The following is a 20229-nucleotide window of genomic DNA, read 5'->3' on the forward strand; positions in this document are numbered from 1 at the left end:
AAAGGGGGGGCCAATACTACACATTTTCGGCGCCGGGGAACACGGGGGTTTCCCCCACGTGGGGCGCGGGGGGGGGGGGGGGGGGGGGGCGGCCGGGGGGGGGGGGGGGCCCCCCGGGGGGGGGGCCCCCCCGCCGGCCGCCGTCAGGGCCCCGGCCGCGGGCACGGCGCCAGGACCAGCATGGTGACGTCGTCCCGTACGTCCGGACAGTGCCGCACGAGATCGGACCACACCCGCTCGGCCAGCGCGGCCGGGTCGGCGGCGGTGAGGCCGGGCAGCCGCTCGGCCAGGGGGTAGAAGGTCCCGTCCGCGTCCCTGGCCTCCGTGACGCCGTCGGACGCGAGGAAGAGCCGGTCACCGGCGCGCAACCGCATCCCGACCGCCCGGGGCGGAGTGGCCTCGGCGAGGCCCAGCCCGAGCGGAGTCCCGGGCTCGACGTCGAGGGCCATGACCTTCCCGTCCCGCAGCAGCAGCGGGCCGGACTGCCCGCACGCCACGATCCGCACCACCCTGGCGTCGGCGGAGAAGTCCAGCAGCACCGCCGTCGCGAACAGCTCCGCGTGCGGCTCGGCCGCCGAGTCCACCACCAGCCTCCGGTCGAGCCGGGCCGCCACCGCCTCCGGGTCCGGCTGGTCCAGCACCGCCTCCCGGAAGGCCCCCAGCAGCGACGTCACCGTGGCGACGGCGGACAGACCGTGCCCCTGGACGTCTCCCATGACCGCCCGGACGCCGTAGGGACCCGCCCGTACGTCGAAGAAGTCGCCCCCGACCAGCGTCCCGCGCTGGGCGGCCCGGTACAGGCCCGCGCACTCCACCGGCCCGACCCGTCGCGGCAGCGGCGGCACGACGGCCCGCTGCGCGGCCTCGGCCACGGCCCGCTCGGTGACGAGCTGCGCGTCGCGCCGGCTGCGCACGTACGACAGCAGCACGCTCAGCACCGCGACGAAGCACACGGTCAGGACGTCGGTGCTGCCGGGATCGTCCAGGTCGAAGAGCGGGACGGTGAGCACCAGCACCGCCAGGGTCCCGAGCACCGCCGTCGCCACCGGCCCGTGCGCCAGCACGGCCAGCGGCGGGATGGCCCCCAGCAGGAAGCCGATGTCGAGCGGCTCCGGGCTGACCAGCTCCGCCAGGCACACGCCCGCCAGCAGCGCCGCCGGCAGCACCCGGGCCCACCCGGGCGGCGGTGCGCCGCGCAGCCAGCCGGGCCGGTCCCGGTCGGCGGCCGTACGGGACCGGCGCGTCACTCTCACACCACTACGCTGCAACGCCCGGCCCCCCGCCGCACGCCGGGGCCGCGGCGGGAAGTGATCCGCCCGGAAGGGCGTGCGCCTCCTAGAAGGGCGTGAGCGTCAGCCGGAAGCCCGTGGGCGCCGTGTCCTGGATGTAGGAGGCGAAGTCGGCCACGTCGTCGAAGGCGAACCCGTACGCCTTGCCGTCCTCGGCGGCCGCGTGCAGGGCCTTGGCGTAGTGGTTGGTCAGCTCGCCCCGGTAGAAGGAGGCCGGGTCGGTCGTCGGCTGGGCGGCGGAGTCCAGCAGCGTCGAGCGGTTGAACCCGGCCCCGAGGATCGCGGCGACCGGGCCGGTCGTGCCGTCGTTGGGGGCGGCGAGGGCGCCGTCGCAGAACAGCACGTCCCGTGTGGACGGCTTGCCGAAGGAGACCTCCGCCGGTCCGGTGAAGGTGAGCCGCTCGCCGCGCACCCGGCCGGTGAAGGTACCGGCGTTGGTGGTCACCTTCAGGTCCCGGCCGGTGTAGGTGCTCCACACCTCGTCGATGGCGGGGGCGAAGTAGTCCTTGGCGAACAGCCCGGCGTCCAGGCCGTGGCCGGGGGCGATGATCCGCGTGTCGTCCACCACGAGCCGGGCGAACTCCGGCACCTGCCGGACGGCGGCGAACGCGGCCGCCCGGCCGCCGTCGCGCAGCGTGCCCGTCGTCTGGTCCTTGGCGCCGGTCAGCCGGATGCTCATCGGCACGCTGAACATGTCGACCATGGTGGTGTTGCAGAACATGCCCGCGGAGTTGTACGTGAACTCGGCGCAGTCGTGCAGCACCCCGTAGTTGGGGTCCGAGGACACCCAGCCGGCCGGGTACTGCAGGGCCGGGTTGCCGGCGCCGTCGGTGACGACCTTGAACTTCAGCCTCGCGCCCAGCGACACGTAGATCCGGCCCGACATGTACGGCAGGGACAGCCGCGTCTCACCGCTGCCGGCCAGGGGGATCGCGTAGTCGGTGAAGCCGTCGGGGCCGTTGTCCGACAGGGCGACCGGGGCGAGGGTGCCGTCGGGCCGCAGCCGCACCTGACGGCCGTCGGCGTTGCCCACGACGTAGACGTGGACGCTCGCGTTGCCGAACGAGCCGCTGTTGTTGACGAGCGTCACGGGCAGCGCGCCCGCGGCTTTCGGTGCGTCCGGGGTGGTCTCCGCGAGGGCGTGGGGGGCGAGCGCGGCGACGGCCGGGGCGGCGACCACGGCACCGCCGAGTCCGGCGAGGAGCTTACGGCGGGTGACGGGGCGGTGGTGACGAGGAGTCATGTGGGGGGCCTCCGGTTGTGCGGGTGGGGAGACCGGATGAGAGCGCTCTCTTCCGGGTCGCCAGGGATGCTACGGACGAGCGCCGCGTCGGCCAACCCGCCTCTCACCCCCAAATCGCCCGTAACGGCGCCCACTTGGCTGCTCTTAGGAGTCGCTTAAGCCGCTCTTAAGGACGGGCCGGGCGCGGCCGCGAAATGCGTGGACGGGGCGGCGGGTGATCGCGTAGCGTGAAGCCCGCCACGCCCGAGACGTGACGGAAGGAGGGCAGAGCCGTGCAGTTCACACCGTTCCCGCGCTCCCTCCCCCTTCCCCTGGCGTGCCGTCGCTGACCGACCGGGAGCGCTCCTCGCAGCATCCGTCCCGGAGGACATCCCATGACCGAACCGGTCATCCGCGCGCTCGACGCGAGCGACGCCGCACTCTTCGACACCCTGCCCGACCCGCTGGGCGCCCGTGAGGGCCACCGGCTGACCCGTCACCGCCCCGAATGGAAGCGCGTGGCGCTGCGCGACGGCCGTGTGGTCGCCCGCGGCGCCTGGTGGGGCGGCCCGGACGACACCGAGCCCGTCAACCTCAACTGGTTCGACGTGGCGGACGGCGAGGAGGACGCGGGCGCCGCGCTCCTGCGCTCCGCCCCCTGGCAGGTCGAACTGGAGCTGAACCTGCCGACCGGCTGGCGCGACGACCCGGCGCTGCGCGGCGCCGCCGAGACGCGCTTCACCGCGGCCCGCAAGGCCGGGTACCGGCTCCTGGCCGAACGTCTCCTGTACCGCTGGACCCCCGGGCTCGGCCTGCCGGAGCGGCCCGGACGCCTGGAGTTCCGCGCCGAACCGGACGACGCCGTCTTCTTCGACGCGCTCCGCCGCATCCACTCCGTCACCCTGGACGCCCACGCGCTCAAGGCGATCGAGCAGGGCGGACCCGACCGGGCGGCCCAGGAGGAACTCGACTTCTTCCACTGGTGCCCGTCCCCCCGCGCGTGGTGGCAGGTGGCGTACACCCCGCAGGGCGAGACGGCCGGCATCCACATCCCGGCCCACAACCCCTCCGGCCCCTGCGTCGGCTTCATCGGCGTCCTGCCGGACCAGCGGGGCCGGGGATACGCCTACGACCTCCTCGCCGAGTGCACGCACTTCCTCGTCGAACAGGGCGCGGAGTTCGTCGCCAGCGCCACCGACCGGGGGAACGTCCCGATGGCCGCGAACTTCGCCAAGGCCGGCTACCCGGTGGTCCGCGAGCGCATCGACTTCGAGCCGCCCCGGCAGGCCGTCACGTCCTGACGCGACGGCCCGGCGGGTCAGTCCGCCCGGCCCGCACCGCCGTCCAGCACCTCCTGGGCCGCCGAGAGGATCTCCGTCACCCGGAGCCCGAACGCGGCGTCACAGGAATGCGGGCGGCCCGTCCGGACGGCGGCGAGCAGGGCGTCCGCGGCCCGCATCAGGGCCGGGACCGCCCCGTCGCCCCCGTCCGGCAGCACCGCGACCCCGGCTTCGCCGCGCAGTTCCACGGTGGCACCGGCCGCCGCCGGCGGTGCCGTCAGGCTCAGGGTCAGGGTGCTGGAGGCGCCGCCGGCGTGATCGAGGACCACGTACACCGTGTCCCCGGGCCCGTACGCCGCCGCCGTCACCCGCCGTACGTCGCCGAGCAGCGGCAGCAGCACGGACAGGGCGTGCGGGCCGACGTCCCACAGGGCGCCCTTCTCCCGCCGCCACGGCGTCGCGAACGGGCTCTCGCCGGTGAACACGGCACCGAGCCACTGCGCCCGGGCCGTGAACCAGCCCCGCTGTGCGGCCTGTTCGGCGATCCAGGCCTGCTGCCGCGGCTGGAACCGGGTCGTGAAGAACACGACCGAGGCGACACCGGCGGCTCGCGCCGCCTCGACGACGGCCCGCCCCTGCTCGGCCGTCGGCGCCAGCGGCTTGTCGAGCAGCAGATGGCACCCGGCCCGCGCCGCCCGCACGGCGAGATCGGCCTGCACCTGCGGCGGCAGCGCCACGGCGACCGCGTCCACGTCGGCGAGGAGCGCGTCGACGTCGTCGTACGCCCGCACGCCGTGCAGCTCGGCCAGCTCCTTCGCGGCCTCGGGGCGACGGCCCCACACCCCCGCGAACTCCAGCTCGTCGTGCCCGCTCAGCGCGGGTGCGTGGGCCATCCGGGCCCAGGGTCCGGTGCCGAGAAGTCCTGTGCGCATGCTGCCGCCTCTCCACGTGCCTGGGCGAAGAGCCTGACACACCGGAACGGCCGGCGGACGACGGGGTGCGCGGACAGCGAAGGCGAGGAGCCTTCTCCTCGCCACTCTCAACGTATAGCGCACGGGGGGCCTTGCGGCAAGGCCCCCCGTCTCCCGCACACTGTCCCGCCTGAGCCCACGACCTGCGGAAACGGGAGCATGACGTGACCCCCCAGACCACGAGCGCGTTCGACCTTCCCGACCGCCTCGCCCACAAGGCGGCACCGGAGCTGATCGCCCGGGACGAGCGGCACTTCGCCGCCGTGGCCGACTGCCTGGCGCAGACGATCACCGAACTCACCGAGCGCCTCGACGCGCAGCGCAGGGCGCCCGGCGGCAAGGGGCGGCAGGCGATGGACCGCGACGCCGAGATCCACCGGCTGACCGCCCGGCTGCGCGCCCTGCGCCGCTTCGGACTCGACCTGTGCCTCGGGCACATGGCCGGTGCGGACGGCTCGCCGCCCGTCTACGTGGGACGGCTCGGCCTGACCGACCGCGAGGGCCGGCGGCTGCTGGTCGACTGGCGGTCCCCCGCGGCCGAACCGTTCTTCGGCGCCACCCACGCCAACCCGATGGGCCTGGCCGCCCGCCGCAGGTATCGCTGGACCGACGGCAGGATCAGCGACTACTGGGACGAGGTGTTCACTCCCGACGGCATCACCGGGCACGCCGCCCTCGACGACCAGTCCGCCTTCATCGCCAGCCTGGGCGCCGACCGTTCCCCCCGGATGCGGGACGTGCTCGGCACCATCCAGGCCGACCAGGACGCCATCATCCGCGCCGGTTCGCGCGGTGCCCTCGTCGTCGACGGCGGTCCGGGCACCGGCAAGACCGTCGTCGCCCTGCACCGCTCCGCCTACCTGCTGCACTCCGACCCGCGTCTGGCCCGGCACCGGCGCGGCGGCGTCCTGTTCGTCGGCCCGCACCGGCCCTACCTGTCCTACGTCGCGGACGTCCTGCCCAGCCTCGGCGAGGAGGGCGTGCAGACCTGCGTCCTGCGCGACCTCGTCGAGGAAGGCGCCACGGCCGGGGAGGAGACGGATCCGGAGGCGGCCCGGCTGAAGTCGTCCGTGGGCATGGTGCGCGCCATCGAGAAGGCCGTCGCCTTCTACGAGGAGCCCCCCGCCGAGGGCCTGACGGTCACGACCCACTGGGCCGACGTCCACCTCGGCCCGGCCGACTGGGCCGCCGCGTTCGCGGCGGCCGAACCCGGCACCCCGCACAACGAGGCCCGCGACCAGGTCTGGGAGGAACTGCTCGCCCTCGCCGCCGGCAAGCACGACGGCGACATCTCCGAGGACCTGCTGCGCACGTCGCTGGCGCGGGACCGGGAGCTGGTCACGGCCTTCGACCGCGCCTGGCCGGTCCTGGAGGCGGCCGACCTGGTCGGGGACCTGTGGTCGGTGCCGGCCTACCTGCGGATGTGCGCCCCGTGGCTCGGTCCGGACGAGGTCCGCACGCTGCAGCGCGCGGATCCCCGGGCCTGGACCGTGTCCGACCTGCCGCTGCTGGACGCGGCACGGCAGCGGCTCGGCGACCCGGACGCGTCCCGCCGCAGGCGCCGCGGGGAGGCCGCCGCCGCCGCCCATCGCGAGCTCATGGCCGACGTGGTCGACGACCTCCTCGAAGCGCACACCTACGACGACGGCGAGGGGGTGCTGATCATGCTGAGGGGACAGGACATGCGGAACTCCCTGGCCGACGAGTCCGTCCTGCCCGCCCCCGACCCCGACCTGCTCGCCGGGCCCTTCGCGCACGTCGTCGTGGACGAGGCCCAGGAACTGACCGACGCGGAGTGGCAGATGCTGCTGCTGCGCTGCCCGTCGCGCAGCTTCACCATCGTCGGGGACCGCGCCCAGGCCCGGCACGGCTTCACCGAGTCGTGGCGTCAGCGGCTGGCGCGGGTCGGGCTCGACCGGGTCGAGTTGGCGTCCCTGAGCGTCAACTACCGCACGCCCGAGGAGGTCATGACACAGGCCGAGCCGGTCATCCGGGCGGTGTTGCCGGACGCCAACGTGCCGGTCTCCGTGCGCAGCGCGGGCGTTCCCGTCCGCCACGGTCGCGTCGCGGACCTGGAGGCGATCGTGGGCACGTGGCTGGCCGGGCACACCGACGGCATCGCGTGTGTCGTCGGCGCTCCCGCGTTCCGGCCGCCCTCGCCGCGGGTCCGGTCGCTCACGCCGGAGCTGGTGAAGGGCCTCGAGTTCGACCTGGTCGTGCTCGTCGACCCGGAGGACTTCGGCACCGGCGTCCAGGGGGCGGTCGACCACTACGTGGCGATGACCAGGGCCACCCGGCAGCTCGTCGTCCTCAGGAGCTCCTGACGACCGCCCCCGGTCCCTGATCCGGGAGGTGTCCGGTGGGCACGCTGCGGGGAGCCGCGGAGCGAGGGGCCGGCCGGGGAAGCGCGCACCCGGTCCGGCTGAGGCTGCCGGCGCGCCCCGGCTCACGCCTCCTCGGGCGCCCCGCCGACCCAGTCGTACGGGCCGCCGCCCCGCCACTCGATGAGCTCGGTGTCGTCGACCGCCGTGTCGGCCGTGGGCAGGCCCTCACGGTGCACCAGATCGAGCACGTCGAACAGGCTGTAGGCGACGCCCTTGTCCTCGCCGCGGATGGTCACCAGCCGTCCGCCGTCCGACGCGGGCGGCTGCACGACCACAGGGGGTTGACCGTCCATAGCCCCACCATGCGCCCGAAACGGCCGCTCCGCAGCTCGATCGCGTCCACAAGCGGTACGGGAGCCGGTGGAGCGGGACCCCCTGAGGGTCTGTCCGTCACCGCCCGCCCCCGCCGGGAACACAACTCCGTCCGGGATTCAGTTCCGTGACTGCTGAATGCGTTCTCCTTCTTCTATTGGACGTCGGGCCACGCGGCGTCCAGGCTGGAGACGACCATCGCCCGAACAGCCGAAACGACAGCCGGAAGAGGTCACGAACCCATGCACACCCGCCGCATCGGTGACGTCGACGTCAGCGCGATCGGCCTGGGCGCGATGCCCATGTCCATCGAGGGGCGCCCGGACGAGGAACGCTCCCTCGCCACCCTGCACGCCGCGCTCGACGCCGGTGTCACCCTGATCGACACCGCGGACGCCTACCACCTGCACGCCGACGAGGTCGGACACAACGAGAGCCTCGTCGCCAAGGCCCTCGCCTCCCACGACCGCGGCGACGAGGTGCTGGTCGCCACCAAGGGCGGCCATCTGCGGCCCGGCGACGGCAGCTGGACCCTGGACGGCAGCCCCCGCCATCTCAAGGAGGCCTGCGAGGCGTCGCTGCGCCGTCTCGGCGTGGAGGCCATCGGGCTCTACCAGTTCCACCGGCCCGACCCGAAGGTGGACTACGCCGAGTCCGTCGGTGCCGTACGTGACCTGCTCGACGAGGGCAAGATCCGTATGGCGGGCATCTCGAACGCCAACCCGGAACAGATCCGGCAGGCACGGGAGATCCTCGGCGGCCGGCTGGTCTCCGTGCAGAACCAGTTCTCCCCGGCCTTCCGCTCCAGCGAGCCGGAGCTGCGCCTGTGCGACGAGCTGGGTATCGCCTTCCTGCCCTGGAGCCCGCTCGGCGGTATCGCGAAGGCCGGCGAACTGGGCTCGGCCCACGGGGCGTTCGCGCGTATCGCCGACGCCCGCGGCGTGAGCCCGCAGCGGGTGTGCCTGGCGTGGATGCTCGCCAAGTCGCCCGTGGTGGTGCCGATCCCGGGCGCGAGCCGGCCCGAGACCATCCGCGACTCGCTCGCCGCCGCCGACCTCACCCTGACGCCGGAGGAGCTGGCGGAGCTGGACGCCGCCTGAGCGGATCACGGGGCCCGGGACGGACGTGCGCCGCCCCGGGCCCCGCGCCGCGGGCGTCCCGCGGCCGTACCGCCCCGGCCCTGGTGTACTCCGCAACCGCGCCGGCAGTAAGCGCTTTCAAGGTGCGGCCCGGCGAGACGGCCGCCCCGGCTGCTGCTCGACGGCACCGGCATGAACACCCTCGACCTGCGCACCTACCGGCGCTTCCTGTCGGTCGTGCCGCAGGAGTCGATCCTCTTCGACGGCACGGTCCGCGAGAACGTCGCCTACGGCATGGACGACGCCGACGAGGAGACGGTGCGCGCGGCCCTGCGCGACGCCAACGCGCAGGAGTTCGTCGACCGGCTTCCCAGGGGCCTGGACACCCTGGTCGGAGAGCACGGCGCCCGGCTCTCCGGCGGGCAGCGGCAGCGGCTCGCCATCGCCCGGGCCCTGATCCGCGACCCCCGGGTGCTGGTCCTGGACGAGGCGGGTGGTGATGGGCGACGGCCGCGTGCAGGAGGTCGGCACGCACGAGGAACCGCTGCGCCGGGGCGGGGCTTACACGGCCCTGCACAGCGGCCAGCTCGCCTGACGGCGATCATCAGGCGGTCAATTTCCGTCAGTTCTGCCCCCGCCGCGGAAAAGGTGTGAATGTTTGCGCGTGGTTCGGGCATACGCAGCGCAAACCCACAGAGAGGGGCGCTACGTGCTCGTACCGGACCGGAAGGCCGTCAGGGAGTTGCTGACGCGATACGCGTCGCTGAGGATCGCTCAGGCGGAGAGGCACACGCCGGCGGCGGCACGCGAGCTGGACGACGTCAGTTACACGCTGTGCGTGATGATGGGCACGTCCGACATCAGCGACGCCATCGCCAAGGCGGACGTGCTGCTGCTCACCGAGGAGCGGTCCGCTGCCGCGGACACGGACGGGGAGAACGGCCTGAAGCTGGTCGGCTGAGATCAGGGGCCGGCGACTGCCCCGGTGGTCCGGGTACGGGCCGCCGGGGCAGCGGTCTTCCCGTGGAACGCCGAGCGGTACGCGTACGGCGTGGTGCCGGCCACTTTGCGGAACCGTTCCCGGAACGCCGTCGGGGAACCGAAACCGGCCTGCCGCGCGATCCGCTCGACCGGGTGGTCGGTGTTCTCCAGCAGGTACTGGGCGCGCCGCACCCGCGCCCGCAGCAGCCACTGCAACGGCGTGGTGCCGGTCTGTTCCCGGAAGCGGCGGCTGAACGTCCGCTCGCTCATCCCGGCGCGCGCCGCCAGGCCGCCCAGGGTCACCTCGTGCGCGAGGTGGTCCTCGATCCACTCCAGCACCGGCTCCAGTTCCGACCCCCGGGGCACGGGCGGGTGCTCGTGCACGATGAACTGGGCCTGCCCGCCCTCCCGTTCCAGCGGCATGACCGACATCCGGGCGATGTTGGCCGCCACCGCCGAGCCCAGGTCGCGGCGGATCATGTGCAGGCACAGATCCAGTGCGGCGGCGGCGCCGGCCGAGGTGAGGATCTGCCCGTTGTCCACGTACAGCACGTCCGGCTCCACCTCGATCCGGGGGAAGCGCCGGGCCAGTTCGCCCGCGGCCGCCCAGTGGGTGGTGGCGCGCAGCCCGTCCAGCAGCCCCGCCTCCGCCAGGACGAAGGCGCCCACGCACACGGACGCGATCCGCGTACCGGACGCGGCCGCCTGCCGCAGGGCCGCCAGCACCCCGGCGGAGGGCGGCGCGGCGTCGGGGGAGCAGCCCGGCACGATGACGGTGTCGGCCTCCGCCAGTGCCTCCAGCCCTCGCTCGACGCGCAGCGTGAAACCGCCGTCCGCGCGCACCTCCGGCGTCTCGGCGCACAGCCGGACCCGGTAGGCGGGCCGCCCGTCCGGCAGGCGGGTCCAGGCGAACGTCTGCTGGGGAGCCGCCATGTCGAACGGCACCACATGATCGAGGACCAGGATCGCCACTGAGTGCATGGCGGCCACCTTAGGCGGGTTCCCGCCAGTCCCGTGAGCGGGGTGTCCCGGTGGTCCGGGGCCGGAGCAGCAGGCCGGGCAGTTGGCGGGAATCCGTCGGAAGCTGTCGTTCCAGCCCATGGGCGGCCGGGGCGACGCTCCCTAACGTGAGCGCCGTCGATCGTCTTCGTGGAAAGAGCCCCGGTGACCAAGTTCCTGCTGTCCCTCCATGTCCTGGCCGCCATCGTCGCCATCGGCCCCGTGACCGTCGCGGCCAGCATGTTCCCGCCGGCGGCCCGGCGCGCGGCCCCGGCGGATGACGGCGCCCCCGACCCGTCGGCGGTCGGCACGGTCGCGCTGCTCCACCGCGTCTGCCGTGTCTACGCCGGTGTCGGAGTGAGCGTCCCGGTCCTCGGTCTCGCCACCGGAGCGGTGATGGGCGTGCTGGGCAGCGGCTGGCTCGTCACCTCCATCGCCCTGACCGCCGCGGCCGCCGGCGTCCTGGCCGCCTTCGTCCTGCCCCGCCAGGAGGAACTCCTCGGTCAACTCAAGGGCGCCCAGGCCGTGGAGCACCGGAACACCGCGCAACTCGCCATGTTCACAGGCGTCTTCAACCTGCTGTGGGCCACGGTCACCGTCCTGATGATCGTCCGGCCCGGTTCCACGACGGGAGCCTGAACGGCCGCACACTCATTCGTCACAGATGTCCGGTCCGAGTCAAGTCATCCCGAGGAATTCACACTCCGGGACACCGTGCCGCCTACACTCGCAGTCTCGCCCCCGCTCGGGGCCGACGAGCAGAAAGGCACGTTGACGGGTGTTCCAGGATTCCCCCATCTACGACCGACTCATCGCGGAGCGCGGTGACGTACCCGGACAAGTGCGTCGCGAGGCCGAACGTGTGAGCAGGGAACTGGAGCTGGTCATGCGGCCCTCTCCGTCCCTCGGCTACGACCGCCCGCACTCCCCGGGCGCCGGCTGGCAGCGCACGGCGATGCTCCCCGGCCCGCGACCGCAGTGACCGGTGGGCCGGGCCTGACCGGTGGACCGGGTCGGGCCCGGTGGCCGGGCCTGACCCGTGAGGGCCCCTGCACCGGGCGCCCCGTGCTCAACGAACCGTGGAGTCCATACCGTTGACACGGCTCGACGGTTCCTCCGGAACGGGCCGGGCCAGCCACTCGGCGATCGTGCGGGCGATCGGCTGACCCGTCTCCACCTCCACGAACCCGAACTGCCCCGACTGGTTGCATTCGAGGAACCACCAGGTCCCGTCCGCGTCCTCCACGAAGTCGAAAGCCCCGTAGGCCAGTTCGGCCTCCTTCAGATACGAGTGGACGGCCGGTGCGACGCACGGCGGCACCTCCACCGGCCGCCACGGCGAGCCGGGGGCGGCGAACCGCACGTCGACCTCCTCGGGGTCCGCGTCCGCCGGGACCGCCTTGCGGGCGGCCAGCAGCCGCTCGCCGACTGCGGTGAGCCGGACGTCGGCCCGCTTGGCGATCCGCCGTTGCAGCAGCGTCGGCCCGAAGGCCACGGCGGAGAAGTCCGTGTCCGGCGCGACCCGGCTGGTCGGCACGGCCCGCGGCGGGTCCTGCGGATGCGCGCCCGACACCGGCTTGACCACCAGGTCCGGGTAGCGCTCGGCGAACTCCCGGGCCGCGCGCGGGAACGTGGTGATCAGCGTCGCCGGCACGGGCAGGCCGCACCGCTGGGCGAGCCGCAGCTGCCAGGGCTTGTGCCGGGCCCGGCGGGCCGCGTCGGGATGGTTCATCCAGCGCGCGTCGCAGCCCCGCAGCATGCCGTAGAGGGCCTGCTCGGCCTCCTCGGTCAGCCAGGCGGACGGCTGGGCCGCCCGCCCGGCCGGGGTCCCGGGCCGGCGCACCCAGACGGACCGGAGTCCCCCGATGCTCACCAGCCGCCCCCCGGCGGACAGATGGCCGCGGAACCGGCCGTGCGCGTACTCCCCGGACAGCGCGACGCCCCCGGTCAGATCGGCGGGGTCGACGCGGACCACCGGGACCCCCGTCGCGTTCAGGTGCACGACCACCATGTCCGCGGTCACGTCCTCCTCACAGGTGAGGATCAGCACGGTCATCTTCGGCGGCCCGCGGTCAGTCGTCGAAGTGCGTCTTGGAACCGGCGGTGGACGTGGTGGTGCCGAACTCTCTCAGCAGGGCGAAGTCGGAGGCCGCGACCCGTCCGTCGCGAAGCACGTTCAACTGCAGTCCGGCGTCGTACACGTACGGCACGGCAGCGTCCGACTCCACTGCCGGGCGCGCGTAGTTGAGCGCGAACGGTTGCATCGTCTCTCCCTCGTCGGTACTGCGCCGATCAAGCGGCGGCCCGGCGGTGCGGCCACCCGGCCCGCCGGCTCGTTTCGGCTTCCAGAGACTTATACGAATCGAACGGGTGGTTGGTTTCCTTACTTTCCGTAGTCATCGCGCCGGTTGCCGGTCCGGCGGGGATGCCGTGCTGCGCTCCCGTTCGCCGAGGGAGCCGCGGACGGTGCGCAGAGCGAGCAGCAGGACGCCGATGTCGTCCAGGTAGACCGGGTCGGGCAGCACGTCGGCGGGCAGCACGAAATAGAGCACCGCGCCCCAGAAGACCCAGCGCGGTCCCGTCGGCAGTCCCGCGCGCCGCAGTTCGCGGCGCGTCCGTACGAGCCGCACGAGGACGGTGACGGCGCAGACGAGGACGATCGCCGCGAGTACCGCGGCCACGGTGATCACCGTTGTGGTCGTATCCACGGGTTGCCCCCTCCTGGCGTGCCGCGACCCGGGGTGTCACCTTCTGGATTCCCGTTTCCGGCGGCTGTATTGCGGCCGGGGCCGGACATGTCGGCGTGTCGGCGGACTTTCCCCGCGGGTGGTCATCCCGGTGGCTCACCCGAGTGGCACGGGGTGACGGTGGCGCCTAGTAATGGTCAGCGTAACGTCGCTCGTCACACGACGGGGGGCGCAGGAGCGGCCGCACTCTTCCCTTGGAGGCGAGTATGACCACCTGCTCTTCATCACCCCGCTCGAACGAACCCGCCATATCCCAGGAGCCGAACGGGTCCGCCCAGCCGTCCGCCGAGACAACCGCCGCCACCGGTACGCACCAGGTGGAGCAGACGAGCACGCAGCCCGCCGCCGGCTCGTACGAGGCGTACGGCTCCCCCCAGGCCGCCCCGACGGGTCCAGGGCCCGCCGCCCCCGGTTCCCACCCGGCGGCCACGGCCGGTCCGCCGCCCGCCGCCGTGCCGGAACGGCCGGGCCGGCCCCCCGCGGAGCCCGCGGCCCCGGACCCGTACCGCCCGCCGGCGCGGCCCGCTCCGACGGACCGGGCGTGGACGGATCCCGCCGAGGCACCGCCCGCCCCTGTGGTGGAGCCCCCGCGCCCCCCGGAGTCCCGGCCCGCCGGTCCCGGGCAGGACTGGATCGATCCGGCGGAGTCCCGGCCCGCCGCTCCCGGGCACGACCGGGCGGACGCCGCCGACGCGCGGCCCGCCGGTCCCGGGCAGGAGTGGACCGATCCCGCCGAGGCCCGGCCCGACGCCGGTCGCGAGCCGGTTGACGTGCCGGCCGGACCCGGCCGGTCCGCCGCGGCCGGTCCGTCCGGGCCCTCCGCGGCTCAGGCCTCCCCGCCCGGCCGGGACGAGCCTGCCGCACCCACCCGCCCCGGCCCGGACGGGACCGAGCCCACGGCCGCCGCCCGGCCCTTCGTCATCCGCTCCCTGGACGACAACCCGGTGGAGCTCCGGCCCGGCACGGGCACCGGCGCCGTGCCGTACGGCGACGCGGTCAGCGACCTCGTGCACGCGGCCGTCGCCGACCGGCCGCTGGAGGAGGTCGTCGACCTCATCACCTCGCTGGAGGAGTCGGCGGACCACAGCCAGGCCAGGGTGGACGCGCTCCGCACCGCCGGTGTGGCGCGGCCGGTCGAGGACGTGTCCCGGCTGATCGCCCTGCTGACCAAGCCCCCGCGCGACGCCGACTGCGCGGACGAGGCGATCCGGGCCGCGGCCGCCCACCGCCCGGTCGAGGAGGTGACGCGGCTGGTGACCCTGCTGCACAAGGAGCCGCAGGAGCCCCACGTCCGCGAGGAGGCCCTGCGGGCGGCCGCCACCGGCCGGTCGGTCGGGGAGCTGGTCGAACTGATCGACCGTCTCGGCCTGGAACGTCTGGACCGCAAGGGCCGCCTGCCGAACGGCACTCCGCGCCCCGAGGCCGACCCGGCCGAGCCCGAGAAGCCGGACCGCCCGGGCAGGCGCCGCGCCGCACGTGCCCCGTCGAACGGGGAGACCCGGCGCACGCTCGACGCGGCCCCGGCCGGGACCGGGGACCGCGCGACCGAGCGGATGGCCCGGTCCGTGTCCTGGACGGGCTGGCTCGCCGCCCTGGCCCTGGCCGTGTGCGCGGTGGCCCACTTCCCGCTCGAGCGCGGTGAGGCGTCCCTGCGCCTGCACGCGTTCGCGCTCGGCCTGTCGGTGCTGTGCACCGTCCTGGCGCTGCTGCTGGCCCTGCGCCCCGTCGCCGTGGTGCTGGCCGGGTCGGTGCTGGTGCCCACGGTGCTGGCCGGCGCCCAGGCGTACGGGAACAGCTTCCCGTCGGCGTCGCTGCCCCGGGCCGTGGACCTCGCGCTCGCCCCGCCGTGGCTCGCCGCCGCGACCGCGGTGTGCGCGGCGCTGCTGGCCCTCGTCGCCCTCGTCTTCCGTGTGCTGGCGCCGATCGCCGGCCGGCAGTGGGCGGCCGTGCCCCCACCGGAGGCGCCCCGCACGGCGGAGTGACCCCCGTGGGCCTCGTACCGGACCGGATCCGCTCGGCGCGGCTCCGGTCCGGCCCGTGTGTCACGACGCGCGGTGGGCGAGCAGCCCGGTGAGTACCCGGTCGGGGGTGAGGGGGAGTTCGCGGAAGCGGACGCCCGTGGCGTGGTGCACCGCGTTGCCGATCGCCGCTGCCGTCCCCACGATGCCGATCTCCCCGATGCCCTTGCTGCCCATCGGATTGAGCCGGGGATCGTCCTCGTCGAGCCAGTGCGCCTCGATCCCGGCCACGTCGGCGTGCACCGGCACGTGGTACGACGCCAGGTCCGACTCGGCGAAGTCGCCGAACGCCGCGTCCACCGTGCTGCCCTCGGTCAGCGCCATGCCCAGCCCCATCGTCATGCCGCCGACGAACTGGGAGCGCGCGGTCCGGGCGTTGAGGATGCGCCCGGCGGCGTAGACCCCGAGCAGCCGGGCGACCCGGACCTCGCCGGTGACCGCGTCGACGGTGACCTCGGCGAAGTGCGCCCCGAAGGCGTGCCGCGCCCACGCGCTCTCGGCGTCCGCCGCGCCCGTGGTGTCCGCGTGGACGTCGAGGCCCCGCTCGGGCAGCGGCCCGGTGTGCTCGGCCAGCCGTCGCGCCAGGCGGGTACAGGCCTCGTGCACCGCCCAGCCCCAGGAGGCGGTGCCGGAGCTGCCGCCGGCCAGCGGCGCCGACGGCAGCTCCGTGCTGCCGATCTCGATCCGCACCCGTTCCTGCGGCACACCCAGCGCGTCGGCCCCCACCTGCGCCAGCACGGTCCGGGCGCCCGTCCCGATGTCGGTGGCGTCGATGCGCACCAGGAACGTCCCGTCCGGCAGCGCGCGGGCCCCGGCCGTGGACGGACTCGCCATGACGGGGTACGTCGCCGCCGCCACGCCCGTGCCCAGCAGCAGCGGCCCGTCCCGCCGCGCGCGCGGACGCGGATCACGTGCCGCCCAGCCGAAGCGCCGGGCGCCCTCGCGCAGGCACTCGACGAGGTGCCGGCTGCTGAACGGCCTGCCGCTGTCGGGCTCGACGTCCGGCTCGTTGCGGACGCGCAGCTCGATCGGGTCCAGGCCGAGCTCGCCGGCCAGTTCGTCCATGGCGGACTCCAGCGCGTACATGCCCGGTGCCTCGCCCGGCGCGCGCATCCAGGACGGGGAGGGCACGTCCAGCGCCGCGACGCGGTGCAGGGTCCGGCGGTGCGGGGCGGCGTACATCACGCGCGCGGGCACCGCAGCCTGCTCGACGAACTCCTTGACGCGCGAGGTGTGCGTGGCGACCTCGTGCGTGAGGGACACCAGACGCCCGTCCGCGTCGGCCCCGAGCCGCAGCCGGTGCAGGGTGGGGGCACGGTGCCCGACGACGGCGGGCAGGAAGCGGCGGGGGAGGGCCACCGTGACGGGCCGGCCGGTCCGTCGCGCGGCCATCGCGGCGAGCACCACGTCGGGCCGCGGGGTGCCCTTGGAACCGAAACCGCCGCCGACGTGCTCGGCCGTGACGACGATCCGCTCCTCGGGCAGGGCGAACAGCCGGGCGAGCACGGCCCGGACGGCGTGGGCGCCCTGGCTGGAGGTGTGCACCAGGAGCCGCCCGTCCTCCCAGCGTGCGGTGCTGGTGTGCGGCTCCATGGGGTGGTTGTGCAGCGGCGGCACCCGGTAGGCGACGTCGACCCGGGCGGCCGAGGCACCGAACGCGCCGTCGGGATCGCCCTGTTCGCGCACGGCGGGCTGGCCGGCGTTGGCCTCCTCGGGCACGTACAGGCCGGGATGCGATGTGCCGAGGACGACGTCGTGCTGCTCGGTGTCGTAGGAGACGCGGACGGCGGCGGCGCCCGCCCGCGCGGCCTCCAGGGTCTCGGCCACCACCAGGGCCACGAACCAGCCGCGGTGCGGGACCCGGTCGTTCTGCAGCACGGCGAGCGTGGCGTCGTCCGGCTCCCCGAGGCGCGGCGCGTTCTCGTGCGTGAGGACGTCGAGCACACCGGGTACGGCCAGGGCGGCCGCCGTGTCGACGCCGGCCACCCGCCCCCGGGCCACGGCCGCGGGCACGGGCCAGGCCTGGACGCGGCCGGGATGGTGGAACTCGGCCGCGTAGCGGGCGGTGCCGCCGACCTTCTCCCGTCCCTCCCGGCGCTCGACGGGAGCGCCCGCGCTGCCGGTCATGAGGCCCTCCTGGTCTGCGCGGTGTCCGTGAGCCGGGACAGCACGTCCACGGCGAGGTTCCGGGCGAGCGGCACCTTGTAGCCGTTGTCCCGCAGCGGCCGCGCGGCGGACAGCTCCAGCTCGACGGCGTGCTCGAACGCGGCGGTGGTGGGCGCGGCGCCGGTCAGTGCCTCCTCCGCCCGCCGGGCCCGCCACGGCCGGTGCGCCAGTGCCCCGAAGGCGATGCCCACCTGCCCGGTGACGCCCTGCTCCAGCCGCAGCACGACCGCGACGGACGCGAGCGCGAAGGCGTACGAGGCGCGGTCGCGCGCCTTGCGGTACGCCGACGGCAGTCCGGCCGTCGCGGCCGGCAGTACCACCGCGGTGACCAGTTCGCCCGGGCGGATCTCGGTGTCCTGCTCCGGCTGCTCCCCGGGCAGCCGGTGGAAGCCGGCCGCCGCGACGCTGCGCGTGCCCTCGGGCCCGGACAGCTCGACGCGCCCGTCGAGAGCGGCCAGCGCCACCGCCATGTCCGAGGGGTGGGTGGCGATGCAGTGCGCCGAGTACCCGAGCACCGCGTGATCGCGGTGGACGCCCTCGCGCGCGCCGCAGCCGCTGCCCGGCTCGCGCTTGTTGCAGGGCTTCGACAGGTCCTGGAAGTACGGGCACCGGGTGCGCTGGAGGAGGTTCCCGCCGGTCGTCGCGGCGTTGCGCAGCTGCCCGGACGCGCCCGCGAGGACCGCCTGGGACAGCGCCGGGTACCGGTCGCGGACGAGGGGGTGGGCCGCCAGGTCGCTGTTGCGGACCAGCGCCCCGATCCGCAGGCCGCCGTCCGGCAGCTCCTCCACGGCGTCCAGCGGCAGGCGGGTGACGTCGATGAGGGCGGCGGGCGTCTCGACGCCGAGCTTCATCAGGTCGACCAGGTTGGTGCCGCCCCCGAGATAGCGGGCGCCGGGGTGCGAGGCGTAGGCCGCGGTCGCCTCCTCGACGCTGCCGGCGCGGACGTAGGCGAACTCCTTCACGGGATCACGTCCTCGACCGCCTCGGCGATCCTCGGATACGCGCCGCAGCGGCACAGGTTGCCGCTCAGCCGCTCCCGGATCTCCGCGCGGTCCAGTGCCACGGCCGCACCGGAGGGCGTCGCCGGGTCGGTCACGTGCGAGGGGTGCCCGGCCGCCGCCTCGGCGAGCATGCCGGCCGCTGAGCAGATCTGGCCCGGGGTGCAGTAGCCGCACTGGAAGGCGTCGCGCTCCAGGAACGCCCGTTGCAGCGGATGCGGTTCGTCCCCGTCGCCGGCCAGGCCCTCCACCGTGGTGACCTCGCAGCCGTCCAGGGCGACGGCGAACAGCAGACAGCTGTTGACGCGCCGCCCGTCCACCAGGACCGTGCAGGCACCGCACTGGCCGTGGTCGCAGCCCTTCTTGGCGCCGGTCAGGTCCAGGTCCTCGCGCAGGAGGTCCAGCAGGACCCGCCGGTGGTCGACGGTGAGTGTGTGGGGCTTGCCGTTGACGCGGAGCGTCGTCTCCGAGTGGTGCTGGTCGTTGCCCATGCGTGGAGAACCTTCCCGGGCGGGCCGTACTGCCGTACGGACCGCGTATCCACCGGGCCCCGGCTGACACGTGCGTCCCGTGAGGAAGCCGTCAGCGTTCCGAACCCACGCGCGGGGCGTCGGCGCTCTCGCCGTCCCGGGAGGGCGTCGCGGGCAGGATCGCCCTGAAGCGTTCGAGCGTACGCGTGATCTGCTGGAGCGGGGAGGCGGCGGAGGTGTCGGACGGCCGTTCGCGCGGGGGAGCGGCCCCGGCCGTCTCCTGGTAGGCCGCCAGCGCCTCATGGGCGCGTTCGGCCGCCTCCCGGTACAGGTCGCGCGACTTCGTCATGGCCTCCAGCGCCTCGGCGTACATGGCCACCAGACCGCGCTGGCGGTCCAGCTCCTCGTGCAGCGTCAGCAGGTGCCAGTCCTCACGGAGTGCCGTGAGGGCGTCCTCGGCTCCGTCGGGCAGGGGCCGCGGCAGCGCGGCGAAGCGCCTGACCGCGTCCACCAGGTCGGCTGGCTCCGAGCCGTCGAGGAAGACCGCCCGCACCGAGAAGTCCCCGGGTGCGTAGCCCTCCGGCGCCGGGGTCCCGGGCAGCACGACGGCACCGCCGCGCGGCACCTCCACACCCGTGTCCCGCAGCGCCCAGTTCAGGCCGCGCAACTGCTGCGGGGCGGCGCGGTGCTCCACCACGCGGTGCCGCAGCCCCGGCGGCAGCCAGCGCACCAGCGGCACCCGGCCGCGTTCGTCGGTGGTCATCGCCTCGTGGACGACCACGTGGATGTGCCAGCCGCCCCGTACCGCGCCGCGGAGCAGGCGCCGGACCTCCCTGTCGTCCCGGGGGAGCGGGTTGATCCGCCCGAGGGTCAGCCGCGCGGTGGCGTCCTCGTCCCAGGCGGTCTCCGGCTCGTCCGGCCAGAACAGGGCGGTCGGGGACGGCCAGTCGTCGCTCCACGGCTGTTCGGCCTCGGCGGCCAGCAGCCACTCCTGCCGGCCGTCCGCCCCGGTCGTGACGCTCAGCCGCGCGCGCACCGTCACGCCGTCGCCGGTCCGCCAGCGGGCCTCGAAGACCCGCTCGGCCGGACCGGTCCCGGTCTCGGGCAGTTCCAGGAAGTCGTCGATGTCCTGGTCGTCCTTGCGCTGCTGCAGCGAGCGCCGCAGAACGTCTTCCGCGGCGCCTGAGGCATGGCGGCCGCGCGCCAGCCACACGGTGGCGGGGGTCGTCGGGCGGGCGGTGTCGGATGTCGGCATGAGTCCATCCGTGAGCGGGGGCACGTGCGCCTGCCAGTATCGTCGCCGCAGGCAGGTG

The 20229-nt window shown here is 74.7% G+C and carries 19 protein-coding genes and 1 pseudogene; 8 read left to right on the top strand and 12 right to left on the bottom strand.

The genetic code is table 11. The features are described 5' to 3' along the window. Positions 1 to 143: 143 nt before the first annotated feature. Together ACF07N_RS24560 and ACF07N_RS24565 are read right to left on the bottom strand one after the other, a co-directional pair. A complete protein-coding gene (locus ACF07N_RS24560) occupies positions 144 to 1253 on the bottom strand; it encodes a PP2C family protein-serine/threonine phosphatase (RefSeq protein ID WP_392116590.1) in 1110 nt (369 codons plus the stop codon). A gap of 82 nt (positions 1254 to 1335) precedes the next feature. After that, on the bottom strand, positions 1336 to 2532 hold the full coding sequence (locus ACF07N_RS24565; protein ID WP_392116593.1) for a glycoside hydrolase family 64 protein: 1197 nt from the start codon (positions 2530 to 2532) through the stop codon (positions 1336 to 1338). Positions 2533 to 2906: 374 nt separating this feature from the next. Here ACF07N_RS24565 and ACF07N_RS24570 point away from each other — a divergent pair, with 374 nt between their 5' ends. After that, the gene (locus ACF07N_RS24570) at positions 2907 to 3812 is read left to right on the top strand and encodes a GNAT family N-acetyltransferase (protein ID WP_392116596.1); all 906 of its coding nucleotides are present in this window, start codon (positions 2907 to 2909) and stop codon (positions 3810 to 3812) included. A 17-nt stretch (positions 3813 to 3829) separates the two neighbouring features. Here the strand turns inward: ACF07N_RS24570 and ACF07N_RS24575 are convergent, their stop codons facing one another. Next, entirely contained in the window at positions 3830 to 4723 is an 894-nt protein-coding gene (locus tag ACF07N_RS24575) for a Gfo/Idh/MocA family protein (RefSeq protein ID WP_392116599.1), read from the bottom strand. A 203-nt stretch (positions 4724 to 4926) separates the two neighbouring features. Between ACF07N_RS24575 and helR the strand changes: the two genes are divergently transcribed. After that, entirely contained in the window at positions 4927 to 7086 is a 2160-nt protein-coding gene (helR, locus tag ACF07N_RS24580; RefSeq protein WP_392116602.1) for an RNA polymerase recycling motor ATPase HelR, read from the top strand. A 122-nt stretch (positions 7087 to 7208) separates the two neighbouring features. On the opposite strand, the gene ACF07N_RS24585 is transcribed toward helR, so the two are convergent. Continuing rightward, positions 7209 to 7439 (bottom strand): hypothetical protein, encoded by a 231-nt coding sequence (locus ACF07N_RS24585; RefSeq protein WP_392116605.1) that lies wholly within the window; start codon positions 7437 to 7439, stop codon positions 7209 to 7211. A 261-nt stretch (positions 7440 to 7700) separates the two neighbouring features. Between ACF07N_RS24585 and ACF07N_RS24590 the strand changes: the two genes are divergently transcribed. The 3 genes and pseudogenes from ACF07N_RS24590 (at position 7701) to ACF07N_RS24600 (ending at position 9498) form a co-directional block, all read left to right on the top strand. Continuing rightward, the gene (locus ACF07N_RS24590) at positions 7701 to 8558 is read left to right on the top strand and encodes an aldo/keto reductase (RefSeq protein ID WP_383349490.1); all 858 of its coding nucleotides are present in this window, start codon (positions 7701 to 7703) and stop codon (positions 8556 to 8558) included. Positions 8559 to 8705: 147 nt separating this feature from the next. Next, positions 8706 to 9132, top strand: a pseudogene (locus tag ACF07N_RS24595) (ATP-binding cassette domain-containing protein); the annotation flags it as partial. A gap of 114 nt (positions 9133 to 9246) precedes the next feature. After that, on the top strand, positions 9247 to 9498 hold the full coding sequence (locus ACF07N_RS24600) for a DUF5133 domain-containing protein (protein ID WP_383336355.1): 252 nt from the start codon (positions 9247 to 9249) through the stop codon (positions 9496 to 9498). Between the two features lie 2 nt (positions 9499 to 9500). Here ACF07N_RS24600 and ACF07N_RS24605 read toward each other — a convergent pair whose 3' ends face one another. Beyond that, positions 9501 to 10499: a GlxA family transcriptional regulator gene (locus ACF07N_RS24605; protein ID WP_392116608.1), complete on the bottom strand. Its 999-nt coding sequence runs from the start codon at positions 10497 to 10499 to the stop codon at positions 9501 to 9503. Between the two features lie 183 nt (positions 10500 to 10682). Here ACF07N_RS24605 and ACF07N_RS24610 point away from each other — a divergent pair, with 183 nt between their 5' ends. Together ACF07N_RS24610 and ACF07N_RS24615 are read left to right on the top strand one after the other, a co-directional pair. Further along, positions 10683 to 11156 (top strand): hypothetical protein, encoded by a 474-nt coding sequence (locus ACF07N_RS24610; RefSeq protein WP_392116611.1) that lies wholly within the window; start codon positions 10683 to 10685, stop codon positions 11154 to 11156. 139 nt (positions 11157 to 11295) lie between these two features. Continuing rightward, entirely contained in the window at positions 11296 to 11499 is a 204-nt protein-coding gene (locus ACF07N_RS24615; protein WP_383336352.1) for a hypothetical protein, read from the top strand. A gap of 87 nt (positions 11500 to 11586) precedes the next feature. Here the strand turns inward: ACF07N_RS24615 and tgmB are convergent, their stop codons facing one another. The 3 genes from tgmB to ACF07N_RS24630 all read right to left on the bottom strand — a co-directional run bounded on the left by tgmB (position 11587) and on the right by ACF07N_RS24630 (position 13225). Next, entirely contained in the window at positions 11587 to 12573 is a 987-nt protein-coding gene (tgmB, locus tag ACF07N_RS24620; RefSeq protein WP_392116614.1) for an ATP-grasp ribosomal peptide maturase, read from the bottom strand. Between the two features lie 16 nt (positions 12574 to 12589). After that, positions 12590 to 12781: a putative ATP-grasp-modified RiPP gene (gene tgmA / locus ACF07N_RS24625; protein WP_383336350.1), complete on the bottom strand. Its 192-nt coding sequence runs from the start codon at positions 12779 to 12781 to the stop codon at positions 12590 to 12592. Positions 12782 to 12913: 132 nt separating this feature from the next. Then, entirely contained in the window at positions 12914 to 13225 is a 312-nt protein-coding gene (locus tag ACF07N_RS24630; RefSeq protein WP_392116619.1) for a YkvA family protein, read from the bottom strand. 245 nt (positions 13226 to 13470) lie between these two features. Between ACF07N_RS24630 and ACF07N_RS24635 the strand changes: the two genes are divergently transcribed. After that, on the top strand, positions 13471 to 15246 hold the full coding sequence (locus tag ACF07N_RS24635) for a hypothetical protein (protein ID WP_392116622.1): 1776 nt from the start codon (positions 13471 to 13473) through the stop codon (positions 15244 to 15246). Between the two features lie 60 nt (positions 15247 to 15306). Here the strand turns inward: ACF07N_RS24635 and ACF07N_RS24640 are convergent, their stop codons facing one another. The 4 genes from ACF07N_RS24640 to ACF07N_RS24655 form a co-directional block, all read right to left on the bottom strand. Continuing rightward, the gene (locus ACF07N_RS24640) at positions 15307 to 17409 is read right to left on the bottom strand and encodes a xanthine dehydrogenase family protein molybdopterin-binding subunit (RefSeq protein ID WP_392116625.1); all 2103 of its coding nucleotides are present in this window, start codon (positions 17407 to 17409) and stop codon (positions 15307 to 15309) included. Next, entirely contained in the window at positions 17406 to 18410 is a 1005-nt protein-coding gene (locus ACF07N_RS24645; protein ID WP_392116628.1) for an FAD binding domain-containing protein, read from the bottom strand. The genes ACF07N_RS24640 and ACF07N_RS24645 overlap by 4 nt, the downstream gene beginning before the upstream one ends. After that, positions 18407 to 18937 carry a (2Fe-2S)-binding protein gene (locus ACF07N_RS24650; protein ID WP_383336345.1) on the bottom strand — a complete coding sequence of 177 codons (531 nt, stop codon included), beginning with the start codon at positions 18935 to 18937 and terminating at the stop codon, positions 18407 to 18409. The genes ACF07N_RS24645 and ACF07N_RS24650 overlap by 4 nt, the downstream gene beginning before the upstream one ends. 91 nt (positions 18938 to 19028) lie before the next feature. Further along, entirely contained in the window at positions 19029 to 20171 is a 1143-nt protein-coding gene (locus tag ACF07N_RS24655; RefSeq protein WP_392116632.1) for a hypothetical protein, read from the bottom strand. Between the last annotated feature and the right edge of the window lie 58 nt (positions 20172 to 20229).

This window comes from Streptomyces sp. NPDC015242 (assembly GCF_043079125.1).
In the GTDB taxonomy this organism is placed as follows: Bacteria; Actinomycetota; Actinomycetes; order Streptomycetales; family Streptomycetaceae; genus Streptomyces.

Excerpts from the sequence above, each read along its gene's own strand:
- ACF07N_RS24565 (WP_392116593.1), bottom strand. The coding sequence starts at position 2,532 with ATGACTCCTCGTCACCACCGCCCCGTCACCCGCCGTAAGCTCCTCGCC.
- ACF07N_RS24570 (WP_392116596.1), top strand. The coding sequence starts at position 2,907 with ATGACCGAACCGGTCATCCGCGCGCTCGACGCGAGCGACGCCGCACTC.
- ACF07N_RS24575 (WP_392116599.1), bottom strand. The coding sequence starts at position 4,723 with ATGCGCACAGGACTTCTCGGCACCGGACCCTGGGCCCGGATGGCCCAC.
- ACF07N_RS24585 (WP_392116605.1), bottom strand. The coding sequence starts at position 7,439 with ATGGACGGTCAACCCCCTGTGGTCGTGCAGCCGCCCGCGTCGGACGGC.
- ACF07N_RS24590 (WP_383349490.1), top strand. The coding sequence starts at position 7,701 with ATGCACACCCGCCGCATCGGTGACGTCGACGTCAGCGCGATCGGCCTG.
- ACF07N_RS24605 (WP_392116608.1), bottom strand. The coding sequence starts at position 10,499 with ATGCACTCAGTGGCGATCCTGGTCCTCGATCATGTGGTGCCGTTCGAC.
- tgmB (WP_392116614.1), bottom strand. The coding sequence starts at position 12,573 with ATGACCGTGCTGATCCTCACCTGTGAGGAGGACGTGACCGCGGACATG.
- tgmA (WP_383336350.1), bottom strand. The coding sequence starts at position 12,781 with ATGCAACCGTTCGCGCTCAACTACGCGCGCCCGGCAGTGGAGTCGGAC.
- ACF07N_RS24635 (WP_392116622.1), top strand. The coding sequence starts at position 13,471 with ATGACCACCTGCTCTTCATCACCCCGCTCGAACGAACCCGCCATATCC.
- ACF07N_RS24640 (WP_392116625.1), bottom strand. The coding sequence starts at position 17,409 with ATGACCGGCAGCGCGGGCGCTCCCGTCGAGCGCCGGGAGGGACGGGAG.
- ACF07N_RS24650 (WP_383336345.1), bottom strand. The coding sequence starts at position 18,937 with ATGGGCAACGACCAGCACCACTCGGAGACGACGCTCCGCGTCAACGGC.
- ACF07N_RS24655 (WP_392116632.1), bottom strand. The coding sequence starts at position 20,171 with ATGCCGACATCCGACACCGCCCGCCCGACGACCCCCGCCACCGTGTGG.